The organism is Chitinophagaceae bacterium, assembly GCA_030053935.1.
In the GTDB taxonomy this organism is placed as follows: domain Bacteria; phylum Bacteroidota; class Bacteroidia; order Cytophagales; family JASGCU01; genus JASGCU01.
On sequence record JASGCU010000002.1, the window covers coordinates 25,269 to 40,724 of the forward strand.

12 protein-coding genes are annotated in these 15,456 nt (G+C 30.7%); 2 read left to right on the forward strand and 10 right to left on the reverse strand.

Annotated elements, in window-relative coordinates:
- Positions 1-558 precede the first annotated feature (558 nt).
- The 4 genes from QM536_00305 to QM536_00320 form a co-directional block, all read right to left on the reverse strand.
- Positions 559-906, reverse strand: coding sequence for a hypothetical protein (locus QM536_00305; GenBank protein MDI9355458.1), 348 nt, complete (start codon positions 904-906; stop codon positions 559-561).
- Positions 903-2,138 (reverse strand): DNA methyltransferase, encoded by a 1,236-nt coding sequence (locus QM536_00310; protein ID MDI9355459.1) that lies wholly within the window; start codon positions 2,136-2,138, stop codon positions 903-905. The genes QM536_00305 and QM536_00310 overlap by 4 nt, the downstream gene beginning before the upstream one ends.
- Positions 2,139-2,724: 586 nt before the next feature.
- Positions 2,725-4,152, reverse strand: a complete 1,428-nt coding sequence (locus tag QM536_00315) for an HD domain-containing protein (protein MDI9355460.1) — start codon at positions 4,150-4,152, stop codon at positions 2,725-2,727.
- A 10-nt stretch (positions 4,153-4,162) separates the two neighbouring features.
- Entirely contained in the window at positions 4,163-7,933 is a 3,771-nt protein-coding gene (locus QM536_00320) for a tetratricopeptide repeat protein (GenBank protein MDI9355461.1), read from the reverse strand.
- A gap of 619 nt (positions 7,934-8,552) precedes the next feature.
- Between QM536_00320 and rfbB the strand changes: the two genes are divergently transcribed.
- The gene (gene rfbB / locus QM536_00325; GenBank protein ID MDI9355462.1) at positions 8,553-9,611 is read left to right on the forward strand and encodes a dTDP-glucose 4,6-dehydratase; all 1,059 of its coding nucleotides are present in this window, start codon (positions 8,553-8,555) and stop codon (positions 9,609-9,611) included.
- Between the two features lie 13 nt (positions 9,612-9,624).
- Complete coding sequence (locus QM536_00330) at positions 9,625-10,383, forward strand: glycosyltransferase family 2 protein (protein MDI9355463.1); 759 nt, start codon at positions 9,625-9,627, stop codon at positions 10,381-10,383.
- A gap of 21 nt (positions 10,384-10,404) precedes the next feature.
- Here the strand turns inward: QM536_00330 and chrA are convergent, their stop codons facing one another.
- From chrA to QM536_00360, 6 genes are all read right to left on the reverse strand, one after another.
- Positions 10,405-11,586, reverse strand: coding sequence for a chromate efflux transporter (gene chrA, locus QM536_00335; protein ID MDI9355464.1), 1,182 nt, complete (start codon positions 11,584-11,586; stop codon positions 10,405-10,407).
- A gap of 3 nt (positions 11,587-11,589) precedes the next feature.
- Complete coding sequence (locus tag QM536_00340; protein MDI9355465.1) at positions 11,590-12,312, reverse strand: VIT1/CCC1 transporter family protein; 723 nt, start codon at positions 12,310-12,312, stop codon at positions 11,590-11,592.
- Between the two features lie 334 nt (positions 12,313-12,646).
- Positions 12,647-13,954, reverse strand: a complete 1,308-nt coding sequence (locus tag QM536_00345; protein MDI9355466.1) for a DUF5690 family protein — start codon at positions 13,952-13,954, stop codon at positions 12,647-12,649.
- Between the two features lie 245 nt (positions 13,955-14,199).
- Positions 14,200-14,667, reverse strand: a complete 468-nt coding sequence (gene rpsG / locus QM536_00350) for a 30S ribosomal protein S7 (GenBank protein ID MDI9355467.1) — start codon at positions 14,665-14,667, stop codon at positions 14,200-14,202.
- A gap of 3 nt (positions 14,668-14,670) precedes the next feature.
- Complete coding sequence (gene rpsL / locus QM536_00355; protein MDI9355468.1) at positions 14,671-15,096, reverse strand: 30S ribosomal protein S12; 426 nt, start codon at positions 15,094-15,096, stop codon at positions 14,671-14,673.
- 33 nt (positions 15,097-15,129) lie between these two features.
- Positions 15,130-15,456 (reverse strand): DUF3467 domain-containing protein, encoded by a 327-nt coding sequence (locus QM536_00360; protein MDI9355469.1) that lies wholly within the window; start codon positions 15,454-15,456, stop codon positions 15,130-15,132.

Here is a 15,456-nt window from a genome sequence, read left to right on the forward strand (position 1 = left end):
TTAATTCACAGTGACGCAAAAGCAAAAATATAATAAAAATTTTATACCTTTCCCTTTTACATTGTGAATACACTTTTTGAATATAATGTTTGCATAAGCTGAGAGCGTTATTCTCGGTGTTAATGGTGAATTATAATTTCCATCGGTACTCATTTTAAGTATTTTGAAAATGTATGGGAAGCAATAGAATAAATTTTTTTGGAAAAAAAGAGAGTATTGATAGTATGCTCTCTTTGAGTATTCCAAATTATTCTCCCTCTGCTAATAAAATATCGGGGTGATATAGTTTTTTGTTATGGGAGTTAAATTCATATTTCACATCGCATTCTAAATAACAAGCATCTATTATCATCCATCTCTTTACTTTATAGAGATTTTGAGATTCTATTTGCTTTTCTACAAATACTTCAAAACTTATAATAAAATGTAATGCATCATAATTTACTTTAAAATTATTTGAAGGGGAAAGAAAAAAAGATCTTTGAGTAGAATGAATATTTTCTTTATTGTAGGTTTTACATTCTATATAACAAAAAGAATTTTTTGCATATTGAAGTTCTATATCAGGGTATCCTGCTGATTGATGTATACTCCTGATGTTTTTGGAACTTGAGAATGAAAGGAATCTATTTGATTGAGAGAATTTTTAAGAAACGGTTCTATTTTATTTCCTACTTCGTTAGGTCTTTTTTCTATAATTCCTTTTTCATTTATGGATTGAAAAGCAGATTCTACTGCAATAATAATGTTTTTTAAAAGATGTATATGAATTTGGTTTTTTTTATCAAATGTTATAACCTCCTTTTTACTGATAGCTTCTATAATAAGCTTGAGAGGAATATTTTTTACAGGAGTTAACATTTGTTTTATAATGTTTTCTAATGTATGTATGTAATGCTCGTTCATTTTTTTAGTATAACAATTCTGTTAGAGTTCGTGCCTTTATTATTATTATCTACGCCCCAAATGTTTGATGTCTTGGTAAATACTTGCTCATTTATCAGTATCCCTAAACATATAAATCCCGCCTTTATACCTATATCTACTATATGTTCATCTAATTTTATAGTGCCATTCCTTACTTCGCCTACCTCAAATGCTACATATCCTTCCTGTTTTGTAATGCGATAAAGCTCTTTAAATACCTTCGTCATAATAATAATCCAGTCACTTAATTTTTTAGTAATGGTAATATGTTTGGCAATTTCTTCTGTGTCAATACCATTAAACCAGCATCGTAACCAATTATCATCCGTATACTGAACTACATCTAAAAATGGAGGCGAGGTTACCGTGAGTTGGATAGATTCATTTGGTATTTCGGGGGTATCAGAGGCATCTTTTGTTAAGAATAATGATGCCTCCGCTTTGTTTTTGAGAATTTGTATTTGAGGGGTAGTAATGTCTCTGAGCAGTTGCTTCGATTTCTTAAAAATAATTTCTTTCGTATTTCTATATTCGGGGATTTGGTTCTTTTGTTCATTTATTTTCAATTGCCTCTTAGGGCTTACCGCTTGATTAGGGGGGAGAGTATAAACAGAAAAGAACCCTTTGGAATGCCCCGTCAATCTATTGGTAGCAACCATTTGTATCCAAAAATCCAGAGCATCTGCTTTTGCGTTTATAATTCTTTCTTGAATAGAGTGCTTCAAAGAAAGTATCTCTTTCATCGTTTCTGTATGATAAAACATAGAAAGGTCTCTATCGGGCAGTATATTTTTATATATAGGTATGGAAAAAAGCCGTTCTTTCAATTCAAAAACATGGGGGATATGGAGCCGTCCCCTACAGAATATCTTGCTGATGGGATTTATATCATTAGAAATAATGTTTCTATTGAGCAAAGCCGCTTCTATAATAGTAGTTCCCCTGCCTGTAAAAGGATCGTAAACAATATCGTTTTCTTTTGTAAATCTTTGTATAAAAAATCGTGGAAGCTGTGGCTTAAAGCAAGCCCTGTAAGATATTTCGTGGAGAGAGTGTGCCTGCCTTTGCTGAGAAGTCCAAAACTCATTGATAATCTTTTTGATAGTATGCCCATTTATCAATATACTTTCTTCCCTTGTTTCTTTGGGGTAGAAATTGGATTGGTTTGTATTCAGAAAAGAATTGTTTTCTAATAAAATATTTGTGAGCATATGGGATTCGGTTTTTTTTTAGTAAGAACCCTGATAATAAAAAATGAAACTATACAATAATACATATTGTAACCATTTGAAAACTATCAGGAGCAAAAAACAAATTTACTACTTTTTTCATTCTTACTAATATCGTAATAATTATCTGCAAATTATTCTCAATTTCTATTCCTTTTTTTGTAATAATACATAGAAAAAGAGAGAGCTGCTTTTTACAGCCGCTCTCTTTATTGGGCTGACCAAAAAGTATTCCTAAAAAATTATGAGAATATATTTAGAAACTATATTAAAACACAAAGCAATTCATTACTACTATTCTATTATATTTTTCGCTCTTAATAGAATTTAGACTGGTAAAAAAATAAAAATAATAACATAAGAGGGGTTCTAAAAATTCAAATCCTAAAAACTGTATCTCTTAAAAATGAATAGTTACCGACACTTTTTTTTTGAATACATCCATTTTTAGAACCCTTCTATTGATATTTATTTACAGTGGCTGTAGATGTAGCTTCTCTTATTCGGGTAGATACTACGCATATTTTTGTGTTTAACACTTGAATTCAAGCGAAGAGTATCTGAGTAGTTAGGAATAATTATAAGGTTTTACCAATGTAAGTTTTTTTTGTTCGGCTATTGTAAGCATAAAGTTATAGGCATCGTGAAAGTTATTTTGGATTATTCCTTCTAATATGGCTTCTTTTATGGCTTCTTTTATTTCGCCGATGATTTTAGAGGGTGGTAAATTATATACTTGCATAATAATTTCTCCTGATATAGGGGGTTGGAAGTTACGTATATGGTCTTTTGCTTCTACCTCGATAATTTTTTGTTCTACGTATTGAAAATTTGCAAGGTATTTTTGAACTTTGTTATGGTCTTTGCTGGTAATATCTGCTTTGCAAAGTTTCATAAGGTCATCTATGTCTTCGCCTGCTTCGAATAAGAGTCGTCTGATAGCAGATTCTGTTACTTCTTTTTTTACGAGAGCTATCGGGCGGAGGTGAAGGCGGACTAGTTTTTGGACGTATTGCATTTTAGAATCCATGGGTAATCTCATTCTGTGAAATAATTTTGGTACCATTCTTGCTCCTTTTTCTTCGTGTCCATGGAATGTCCATCCGATTCCGGGATAGAATTTTTTAGTGAGAGGTTTTGCAATATCGTGTAATAAGGCAGCCCATCGGAGCCATATACCATCACTTACTTTTGATATATTTTCTACCACTTTGAGGGTATGGTAAAAATTATCTTTATGTCCTTTTCCTTCTACTTCTTCTACTCCTTGGAGGTTTGCCATTTCAGGAAATATAATTTGTAAAACACCGGCGCTGTATAATAGTTTGAATCCTAATGATATTTGGGGTGATAGAATGATTTTATTGAGTTCTTCTGTTATTCTTTCAGCAGATACAATTTTTAATCGTTCTTTATTATGAATGATACCGTTCATAGTTTCGTGGGATATATCAAAATTGAGTTGTGAGGCAAATCTTATAGCACGCATTATTCTGAGAGGATCATCGGAAAAAGTGATATTAGGGTCGAGGGGTGTTTTTAATATTTTTTTTTGTATATCTTCTATTCCGTTGAAAGGATCTATAACCTCTCCGAGTGTTTTTTTTTGTAGGCTGATAGAAAGAGCATTTATAGTAAAATCGCGTCTTTTTTGGTCATCTTCTAATGTTCCAATTTCTACTGTTGGTTTTCGGGAGTTTTTTTGGTAGCTTTCTTTTCGGGCGGTTACGATTTCTAATTGGTATTCTTTCCATTTTATTTGTGCTGTTCCGAAGTTTTTAAATATAGAAATATGGACATCTTTTCCTAATTGTTTTGCTATATTTTCTGCTATTTTTATACTGTTTTCGGTGCATACCAAATCAATATCTTTAGATCCTTTATTAAGGAATATATCTCTTACATATCCGCCTATTATGAAACATTCTTCTTCGTCTATAGCATTTGTTATAATTTCAAATATGGGGTCTTGTTGTATTCGTTCTCTCAGGTTCATTGAGTATTTTTTATTTTTTATTAAGCATTTTTATTTTTTCTGCTTCTTTAAAAAATTGATTTGCTTTTTCGGATTCTCCTTTTTCTAAATAAATATTTCCGATGTTCTTATGAGGGTCGGGATAATTTTTTTTTATTTGGATAGATTTATTAAAACATTCTATTGCGTTATAGTATTCTTTTTTTTTATGGTAAATAAGTCCTAATTGGTTATATGATTCCGCAGATTTAGGATCTGTTTCTAATATTTTTTTATAACATTTTATTGCTTTATCATATTCTCCTTTATAAAAATGTATTAACCCTATATTAAATATAGGGAGTATAAGGTTTTGTTGGTTGTGGGATACTTTTTTAAGGTACTCCATAGATTTATCATATTCTTTCGTAAGTAAAAGAATATTTCCCATTTTTAGTGTGATGGATTCGGAGTTTGGAAATAGTTCCATGCCTTGTGTGTAATATTTTATTGCATTATCATAGTCGGATATAGTTTCGTATATTTCTCCTATTTTTTCTAATATTTCGTAGAAAGTAGGGTCTAATTCTATTGTTTTTTTATAATACAAGAGAGCTTTATGTGGTTCTTTTTTCTGTTCGTATGTTTTTGCAATTTGAAAAATGGATTCTTTATGATTTGGATTTATGGATACTATTTTTGTAAAAAACTCTATTGCTTTATCGTATTCAGATTTTTCTAGATGTATTACTCCTAATGCAAAAAGTGTATCTACATTTTTAGGATCTATTATAATGCTTCTTTTGCAATACCTCATAGCATTAACATAATCTTGTCTTTTAAAGTAAGCGATTCCTATTTTACTTATGGCGGAAATATTATCGGGAGATATATCTAATATTTTTTTATAAAAGTTTATTGCATTGCTTGGGTCGGACATTTGAAACATATACATATTTCCTATTTCTTGTAGTATTGTTATATTTTTAGGTTCTAATACTATTATTTTTTTATAAGCAATAGTAGCTTTCTCATACTGTTTTTGTTGGGTGTATATAAAGGCAATATCTTTGAGTACTTCTTTTGCATCGGGTCTTCGTTCTACGTAGTTTTCTAGATATTCTATGGATTTTTCATAATCTTGTTTTTTAAGATAGAGTTTACCAACGTGGCAGTATGTTTCGTGAAGATTAGGGTTAAGAGATATTATTTTGAGGTAGTATTCTATTGCTTCGTCTATTTTATCATTTTGAGAATATATCTGTGCTATAGAATATAAAATATCATATTTATAGGTGTTGAACTCTAAAAGTTTTTCGTAAAAAAAGAGTGCTTTTTCTTGTGTTTCTTTATCTTGTGAAAAGACGAGAGCAAGTTTTTGATATACTTCGTGTAATATTGTTTCCTTTGAAGTAGGGGGTATGCTTATATCTGTATCTTTTGGGGATTCTGATAGTTCATAAAAGTATTCTCCGAAGCCAAGAGTAGTATTTCCTATTTTTTTATAGTATCCTAATGCTTTTTGTTTGTATCCTTTTTCAAAAAATATGTTTCCTAGATAAAAAAGTGCTTCGGTGTTTTCAGGTTCTATTTCTAATGATTTTTCAAAGAATTCTATTGCTTTATCATACGACTTAGATCTATAATAAATAAACCCAATTTTATTATAGGCATCGTAAAAATTGTTTTTTTGCTGAATAGATGTTTCATAAGAGGCAATGGCTTTTTCAAATTCTTTTTCTTTTAAGAAAATACTTCCTATATTAAAAGAAAGTATGTGCAATTCGGCGTGCATTTTAATATGAGTGATATACTCTATTGCGTGAGCATAATCTTGTTTTTCTGCGTATACAATGCCTATTGTATTCCATATAAAAATATTTTGTGGGTTTGTGGATAAGTACTTTACATAGCATTCGATGGATTTTTCGTGGTTTTTAGACAAAAAAGCCATCTTTCCTATCTTTCGGAGAGTGTTCGAATGATTATTTGTGATATAGTATTTTTCCATCCATTCTATTGCTTGTTTATATTCTGCTTTTTCCCAATATACTAAAGATATATAGTAGTAAGATTCGGTCAAGGAAGGGTCTAATAAGTAGCTTTGTTCTAAATTTTTGTAGGCATCTTCATACATTTTTTTATAAAAATAGATAGTGCCTATTTGAAAAAAAACAAAAGGAGATATTTTTGATTCTTTTATTTGCTCATAGAAATATAATGATTCTTCGTATTGATTGAGCTTGTAGTAACAAAGTGCTATTTGTATTTTTGCATCTATGTGGTCTGATTTTTGCTCTAGTATGGTTTTATAATAATCTATTGCTTCATTATATGTTTCTTTATGAAAGCATATCATTCCCATATAGTACGCAGCGGAATAAAAAGTATTATTTAAACGAAAAGTTTCTTGAAAATAAAAAAACGCTTTATCATATTGATTTTTTTTATAATAAAGTAATCCGATGTAAAAAAAAGCACTGTAGAAAGTGTCATTGAGAGATATAATTTTTTTAAACTTTTCTAATGCCTGGTCATTCATTCCTTTTCTAAAAAAAGAAAAACCCATATAGTAGAGGCAATCCACGCTGTTAGATTTTATTTCTAGAGCTTTTTTATAATAAATAAGTGCATTATCGTCATCTTCTTTTTTAAAATATATAAGCCCAATGCTATAAAGAGCATCGTAGTTATTAGGTACAATATCTATAACTTTTTTGAAACATTCTAAAGATTCCTCATAATTATTTTGATTGAGGTGTGCGAGTCCCTTTTGAAAATACGCGGAATAAAAAACAGGGCTTATCTCTATCACTTTATCAAAATAGTATATCGATTTTGAATATTCGTTCAATTTTATATAGGAAGTTCCTAAATGATAGTATGCTGGGTAGTGTCTTGGTTTATGGCTTATGACTGTTTGGTAGTATTGTATAGATTTATCATATTCTTGTTTTTTAGAGTATACTAATCCTATTTGGTAGAGAGTATCTATGTTTTTAGAAATATCATATGATTTTTGAAAATATTCTATCGCTCGGTCATAATCTTTTTTTTGAAAATAAGTACTGCCAATGTGGTAAATTGCTTCAGATTCTTCAGGCGAATAGTGGAGGATTTTTATATATATATCCATTGCTTCATCTAATTTGTACATATCAAAATAGATAAGCCCTATTGCATAGAGAGCTGGTAAAAAATTAGGAGTATTTTTAACAATGGTATGGAGTACATCTAAGCTTTTATTTGTTTGTCTAAGTTCAAAAAGACATATACCTATACCATAGCATGCTGATGGAGAATGAGGATAATCTTTTATTATTACCTCAAAACAACCCATAGCTTTTTCATACTCTCGCTTACGCATAAGATCCATTCCTTGATTATATTTTGGGTCAAATATACGCAGCTCAGATTCTAAACCCTGTTCGTTTTTTTCTAAATATAATGCAGGCATTTTTGGAAAATATACTTTTCTATTTTTATTTTTTTTGAAGGAAGTGTCTTCAAAAGACATTGTTTTTTCATTCCCTATAGATTTAATAGAAGCATCTTCTAGTTTGTCAGTTTTTGTTATATCGTTTTTTTTAGAGTATGTTTGGTATTTTGAAGTAACGACTGTTGTATTACTCTTTACTCTTTTTAATACATTTTTTTCTTCTTTTTCTGCAAAGGGAGTATCAGAACTATTAGTAGGATATTGATTATTATTTGTAGAAATTTGTTTTGCATCATTTTCTTTGATAGAGTTTTTCCTAAAAAAGAAATGATAGAGCATAATAAGCGCTATGCATAAAATTCCGGATATTATTATAGTTGTCATCTGTTGTTATTTTATTAAAAAATTAAATGTATAGAGATATGGTTATTTTGTTAAAAAAAAGTTTTTTACTCTTTTATGTTCTCATGCGTGAAATGAAAACATGGATTTGATGCTATAAGTTTTTAGATTCAATGGAATATAATTAAAAATTGACCGAGAGTATATTTTTCAGAGAAAATATAATTGAGCCACCCCGAAAAGTCAATTTTACAGAAATAATATTGAGTTTTAAAACTATTGATAATCAAACAGTTACAAAATTATAAATGTGTCAAAATTGACTTTTCGGGGTGGACTCATAATTAATAAGCTATTTACAGCTAAATATTCTTACTCCTTAGAATTTTCAAAATGTATACTCTCGGTCAAACTTATGGGTTTAAAACAAAAAAGAATCTAAAAGTGAGATGGTATCATGACTACCTTATTTTTTATATATTTTGGTAAATTATTTTTCTAAAATTACTTTGTTAGCAATAATTCTATTTATTGCATTTGCATTTTTTATTGATAAATTGCAAAATATATAAAAATAATATTTTTTCTCATTATTATGCTATTTACTTGCATAAAATCATAAAATTTATCAAAATACTATTAAAATAGATCTAAGAAAAAAATGAATTTTAGAAAAATAATTCTTATCACAGGGGGGGCGGGATTTATCGGATCGCATGTAGTTCGTCATTTTGTCAAAAAGTACCCTGACTACCTTATTATAAATGTAGATGCATTAACATACGCAGGAAATTTAGAAAACCTAAAAGATATAGAAAATGAACCACATTATAAATTTATAAAAGCAGATGTAAGAGATGAAGAGAAAATAAATCAAATATTTGAGATTTTTGAAATAGACGGCATTATACATTTAGCCGCAGAAAGTCACGTAGATAGATCTATTTCTGACCCTCTTATTTTTATAAATACGAACATTATTGGAACCGTTACCCTCTTAAATATCGCTAAAAAACATTGGACGCATTCTTCAAAAAAAAAACTTTTTTATCATATTTCTACAGACGAGGTCTTTGGTTCCTTAGGAAATGAGGGTTTTTTTACAGAAGAAACCCCCTACAATCCTCAATCGCCTTACTCTGCTTCCAAAGCAGCTTCCGACCATTTTGTAACATCATACTATAATACTTATAAAATACCTGTTGTTATATCCCATTGCTCTAATAACTACGGACCGCATCATTTTCCCGAAAAACTTATCCCCCTTTGCATTCATAATATTAAAAATATGAAGCCCATCCCTATTTATGGAAATGGAAAAAACATCAGAGATTGGTTATTTGTAGAAGACCATGCGAAAGCAATAGATATTATTTTTCATTTTGGAAAAATAGGAAGTTCTTACAATATAGGTGGAAATAACGAATGGACAAATATAGATGTAGTGCGTCTGCTCTGCTCTATTATGAATAAAAAATTGGGAAGGGCAGAAGGAATATCAGAATCTCTGATTACTTTTGTGAAAGACAGAGCAGGACATGATTTACGATATGCAATAGATTCTTCTAAAATTCAACAAGAATTAGGATGGGAACCACAAGTACCTTTTGAAGAAGGCATAGAAAAAACAGTAAATTGGTACTTACAAAATGATGAGTGGCTCAAAAATGTAACATCAGGAGAATATCAAAAATATTATAACGAATACTATCAGAAATAAAAAACATACAACCATGTTCAACGGAAAAAAAATTGTAGTAGTAATGCCCGCTTATAATGCTGAAAAAACACTCAAGAAAACTTATGAAGAGATTCCATTCGATATAGTAGACGATGTCATATTAGTAAATGATGCCAGTAAAGACAGCACCGATGAAGAAGCACGAAAAATAGGAATAAAACACATTATTAATCACGCTGAAAATAAAGGATACGGAGGAAATCAAAAAACCTGCTATAAAAAAGCTTTAGAAATCAATGCCGATGTCATCATAATGCTTCATCCTGATTATCAATATACCCCGCTTCTTATACACGCTATGGCAAGTATTATAGCCACAGGTTTATACCCCGTAGTTTTTGGATCCCGCATACTAGGAAAAGGTGCTTTACGAGGAGGAATGCCTCTTTACAAATATATTTTTAATAGGTTTCTTACCCTTACTCAAAACATCCTTATGAATGAAAAACTCAGTGAATATCATACAGGTTATAGAGCGTTCCACAGAGACGTTCTATTAAAAGTAAATTATGAAAATAATAGTAACGACTTTGTCTTCGATAACGAAATGGTAGCACAGATATTTGCTGCGGGATATAATATTGCAGAAGTAACTTGTCCCACTAAATACTTTGAAGATGCCTCCTCCATCAGCTTTCAAAGAAGCATAAAATATGGAATGGGTGTATTAAATGTTTCTTTTGGGTATTTTCTCAAAAGATTGAGAATATACACTCCCGCCATTTATAAACCTGCCCACTCTCAAAAGTAAGTGGGGAGTATTTATCGTTTATTACAAAAAAAGCCCGCAGAGTAACCCGAAAACAACTATAAAATATATGCGGACTTTTGTGTATTTAAGGAGTATAAAAGTAGAAACTATAATACAAGGATCATACCATACAAATAAAAAAGGATTTTTGAGTAAAAAAATAGAGCTAATGAGAATCCCCGTACTGGTAGCATTAATTCCCTCTATAGAAGCACGGACGAATCTATATTTTTTTAATTGTTCCCAAAAGGAATAGATAAAAAAAATAAAAAAAGTACCTGGCAAAAATATCCCCATAGATGCCATAAAACCTCCTACTATCTGCCAATATATGTTTTCTCCTCTCATAGAGAGCGTTCCTATAAAAGCACTAAATGAAAAAAAAGGTCCAGGAAAAATTTGTTGAAGAGCATATCCCGTTAAAAACTCATCCGATGTTATATATTTTTTTAATTCTACAAATTCAGAGAATAAAAAAGGTATAAGTACGTGCCCTCCTCCAAAAACCATACTTCCATTTCTGTAAAAGTTTTCAAACAAAAGTATCGGTAATGAATTCGTTGCATTTCCAGTAATTGCCACAATTATTAACACTACTACCCATAGGATAAAGTTTTTCCAAGAAATATGTACGTGCTCTTTTATCTGTTTTTCATAATTTTTATACTTCAAACCTGTAAAAGCACCTCCTAATAATAATAAAACGGGAAAAACATACGGCGAACCGAAGAAAAAAGATATGAGAATAGATACCAGAGCAAGACAGAAAGATGACTTTGTGGTAATAGTTTTTTTTGATATTTCTACAGCAGTGTAGGATACCATCCCAATGGCTATTGGTTGCACAAACCGAGTAAAATGCAGAGCATCTGCCGTTTTTATTTGAATAAAGGTAATGCAGATTGCCGAACAAATCATCAAAAATACCGCAGGAAAACACCAGATGAGCAAGCAGAGGTAAGAAAGTTTTGCTTTCCCAATTTTATATGCTATTAATACGAGAGTTTGTGTGGAAGTGGGACCGGGGACAAGCTGACAGAGAGCATTTATTTCTAACAATTCTTTTTCAGTCAGATATTTTTTTTTTATAACTAATTGATTGAGAAATAAAGAAAGATGGGAAGAAGCCCCGCCAAAAGAAAAAATAGATAGATACAAAATATCCTTTAAAAAAGAAAGAGATTTTATCGGGATGGGAAGCATACATTAAAAATATCGAGAGAGAACCTCTCCTACGTAATATGCTATTGCAGCAGCTAAGCCCCCTAATAATAAGGTCTGCATAACACATATAAATCTATTTGTTTTAGTAGCTATGCCCCGTAAATAACCCACAAATAAAAGAGCGAAGCCCGTAGATACACATGATAAAGAGAATAAAAAAGAACTCTCTTTCATATCCATTAACCACGCTCCAAGATACGCCAACAAAGGAATCAACCCTACTATATTGAAAGAAAAAAAGGTCATAAGTGCGTTCTTAATCGGAGTCTTTGATTCCTGTGTCATCTGTAGTTCTTCCTTCATCATAGTATCCACCCAAACTTTTTTATTGGAAATAATAACTTCCACCACCTGCTCTAATAATTTCCCCGAAAACCCTTTGTTTTCATAAATTTCCCTGATTTCTTGTATTTCTTTCTCTCGCAGATGCTCCACTTCCCAATATTCAATATCCTCATGCTTTTTGTAGTTATCAATATCCGATTTGGTAGAAAAAAAACTCCCCACAGACATAGAAAAACCGTCTGCTATCAAATTAGCAAAACCAAATATCAGCACCCATCTGATATCCGCTCCAGCTCCTGCCGCACCCGCCACTACCGCAAAGGTTGTAACCGCTCCGTCTACTCCACCATATACGAACTCTGAAATATACTCTTTATCAAAAAAGAATACCTTTGTAGAATGTAGTTTTTGCTCTATCATTATTAAAAAAAATTATTTGAAATATGAATCCTCCCCGAAAAATCGTTTTTACAGAAATATTGAGTTTTAAAACCATTTATAACCAACTATTCACAAAATTATAAATGTATCAAAAGTATTTTTTGGGTGGACTCACCATTGTATTCAAAAATAACATTTAAAATTACCAACACGCATTTAAAACACATTTTTAAAAGCGAAATCTTTTGTTTTATAAACAGTAAAAATTAAAAATCATACGTATCAATCAAAACCAGAATATTTATAAAATGGTTACAAAAAAAATATCATTTTAGGACAACCCCTTTTTTGGTATTCTTTCTCGCACAAAAAATCATTTTTTAGAATCAACTTTTAAATACGTATTTTGTTGTTCTACCCACGATAATTTTTTTAAAAAATAAATAAGAGATGCTACCATAAGAATACTCCCGATGAAAGATAAAACATATCCCGATGAAATAAAAAAATGTAACCAGCTCGTATTTCTCTGTCCGAATTGTTTATAAAAAAGAACATTCACACTTGCTAAATATCCAAAAGCATCTGCAAGGTATATCAAAAAACCCACATTACTTACATAACGAAATGCTGCTATTATTCTTTCAAAAAAGATACTGTTAAAAGGAACGTATCCCATATAAAGTCCCATCCCTATGAGTGTCATCCACCAAAATGAATTTATTACACCATATTCAAAAGCAACATTAGAAATCCCTACCAAAAAAATCCCAAAAATAACAATAAGATGGTTTATTATCATTGCATTCTTATTATTTTTTATGAACATAACACTTCCGCAGATAATAAGAGTTCCTATAGCAATTATAGTTTCTGTATATGCAAAGAGAGAAGTATCATTTTCTCCTAATTCTTTCCATATCTCTGCCATAAAATTATCTCTAAATTCTCTAAAAGCTGTTAGAAGCATATATGCTATTATCAAAAGGATAAGCCCATGTGAGAGAGAAACGAAAAAATCTTTTCGGCTTTTTTTGTTCATCGGGATCCTTTTAGTTCTTTCTTTTTCGTCTAACTCATCGGGTGGCGGCAACAAATTCAACATGAATAAAAAAACACAAAGTGGCGCCATAAACAAAAGCGCTACGACAAAAGGCATCCAGAATTCATCCACACCCCAATTTACTATTACAAATTTTCCGATACTTTTTGCCAGCCCTGATCCAAATATAAAACTTGCAGAAACCCCCGCTCCTAATATTTCAGTACTTCGTCTTCCTTCTAAATATCCAAATACTAATCCCCATACCATTCCAAGGGGTAATCCATTAAAATACATAAAAATAATATTATACGGAGGTGGGGTAATAGCAAACAAAAAGAGAGATAACATTGCTATTATCATCATAAAAAGAATGGTAAATGCTCTTTTTTCAGGGGGAGACTCGGATACGTATTTTATTCCTAAAAACTTAGAAGTCATATAACCAACTACTTGAAAAGTAATCAGCCATACTTTATAATCAATATTCCAATACATGAGGCCTTCATACGTAGAAACAGAAAATGCTTTTCTAAAAGCAAAAGCACAAGAATATAAACAAAAAGAAGAAATCACTGCATATATAATAAACCATACGCCGCGGTCTTTCCCTATGTATTTGGTTATATCTATTTTCATTTTCTAATATATGGTTATGCTTGTTTCATTTTCTAATATATGGTTATGCTTGCATCTTTAGTATTGTTAAAATACACTTGCATGAAAATAAAAAGGTATTGTTAATGTAATATAGATTTTATAAAATTAGTGTTTTTTATGTTTTAAAAAGTTTGGTTTTCAATTGTTTAAACAATGGAAGCTCTACTAAGAATTTACTAAAACTATATCAAATTAAGAATACCAAATAAAAAAGTATTTTGTAATTATAATCTAAAGTGGGAGAAAGCTTTATTGGCTTCCGCCATTTTATGAACATCGTCTCGTTTTTTGACAGATGCTCCTTCTTTTTTAGAAGCAGCTATTATTTCAGCTGCAAGTTTATCGGTCATGGTTTTTTCACCGCGGGACCTTGCGTATTTAATAAGCCATTTTATGCTCAGGGATATTTTTCTTTCGGCTCTTACTTCCACTGGTACTTGAAAGGTAGCTCCTCCTATTCTTCTGCTTTTTACTTCTACAGAGGGTGTTACATTATTGAGAGCTTTTTTCCATACCTCTATTCCATTTTCATTTGTTTTTTTTTCTATTATACTGATAGCATCGTAAAAAATGGAGTAAGAGATGCTTTTTTTTCCATCATACATAAGGTTATTTACAAATTTTGTAATCAGTGTATCACCAAACTTAGGGTCTGGTAGTACGTATCTTTTTTTTGGTTTTGTTTTTCTCATGGTTTATTTTTTAGTTTTTTTATTATCTTTAGTTTTAGTGTCCGGTGTGTTTTTTTTTGCTTTAGGTTTTTTAGCACCATATTTAGAACGGCTTTTGTATCGTTTTTCTACACCTGCTGTATCTAAGGTTCCTCTAATGATGTGATATCTTACACCTGGTAAATCTTTTACTCTTCCTCCTCTTATGAGAACTATAGAGTGCTCTTGCAAATTATGTCCTTCACCTGGTATATAAGCATTTACTTCTTTTTTATTTGTTAAACGAACTCTTGCAACTTTTCTCATTGCAGAATTTGGTTTTTTAGGAGTAGTAGTATAAACTCTGGTACATACTCCTTTTCTTTGCGGGCAAGATGTTAATGCAGGGGATTTTGATTTCCATTTTAATCCTGCTCTTCCTTTACGAACTAATTGTTGAATAGTAGGCATTTAGTATTTATTTAGTATTATTTTATCTATAAATTATGCTTCGGCTATTTCCCCGCCGAAATGAAAAGGTATCTTTGATATGTCTTCTGTATTGTCTATTTCTCCAAATGTATATTCATATTTTTTGATGTTCTCTTGGAGAGCATGTAAAAGTCTTTTTGCATGTTCTGGTGTAACTATTATTCTAGATTTTACTTTTGCTTTAGTAACACCTGGCAAAAGAGAAATAAAATCTATTACAAACTCTGTTTGAGAATGGGATATCATAACAAGGTTAGAATATATGCCACCAGCAATGTCTTCACTTAATTCAATAGTTATTTGCTGTGATTGATTTATTTTTTTTTTATTTTCTTCCAT

Coding starts and splice junctions, on each gene's coding strand:
- QM536_00310 (MDI9355459.1), bottom strand. CDS start 2,138: ATGCTCACAAATATTTTATTAGAAAACAATTCTTTTCTGAATACAAAC.
- chrA (MDI9355464.1), bottom strand. CDS start 11,586: ATGCTTCCCATCCCGATAAAATCTCTTTCTTTTTTAAAGGATATTTTG.
- QM536_00360 (MDI9355469.1), bottom strand. CDS start 15,456: ATGGAAGAAAATAAAAAAAAAATAAATCAATCACAGCAAATAACTATT.
- QM536_00320 (MDI9355461.1), bottom strand. CDS start 7,933: ATGACAACTATAATAATATCCGGAATTTTATGCATAGCGCTTATTATG.
- rfbB (MDI9355462.1), top strand. CDS start 8,553: ATGAATTTTAGAAAAATAATTCTTATCACAGGGGGGGCGGGATTTATC.
- QM536_00315 (MDI9355460.1), bottom strand. CDS start 4,152: ATGAACCTGAGAGAACGAATACAACAAGACCCCATATTTGAAATTATA.
- QM536_00305 (MDI9355458.1), bottom strand. CDS start 906: ATGAACGAGCATTACATACATACATTAGAAAACATTATAAAACAAATG.
- QM536_00340 (MDI9355465.1), bottom strand. CDS start 12,312: ATGATAGAGCAAAAACTACATTCTACAAAGGTATTCTTTTTTGATAAA.
- QM536_00330 (MDI9355463.1), top strand. CDS start 9,625: ATGTTCAACGGAAAAAAAATTGTAGTAGTAATGCCCGCTTATAATGCT.
- rpsG (MDI9355467.1), bottom strand. CDS start 14,667: ATGAGAAAAACAAAACCAAAAAAAAGATACGTACTACCAGACCCTAAG.
- QM536_00345 (MDI9355466.1), bottom strand. CDS start 13,954: ATGAAAATAGATATAACCAAATACATAGGGAAAGACCGCGGCGTATGG.
- rpsL (MDI9355468.1), bottom strand. CDS start 15,096: ATGCCTACTATTCAACAATTAGTTCGTAAAGGAAGAGCAGGATTAAAA.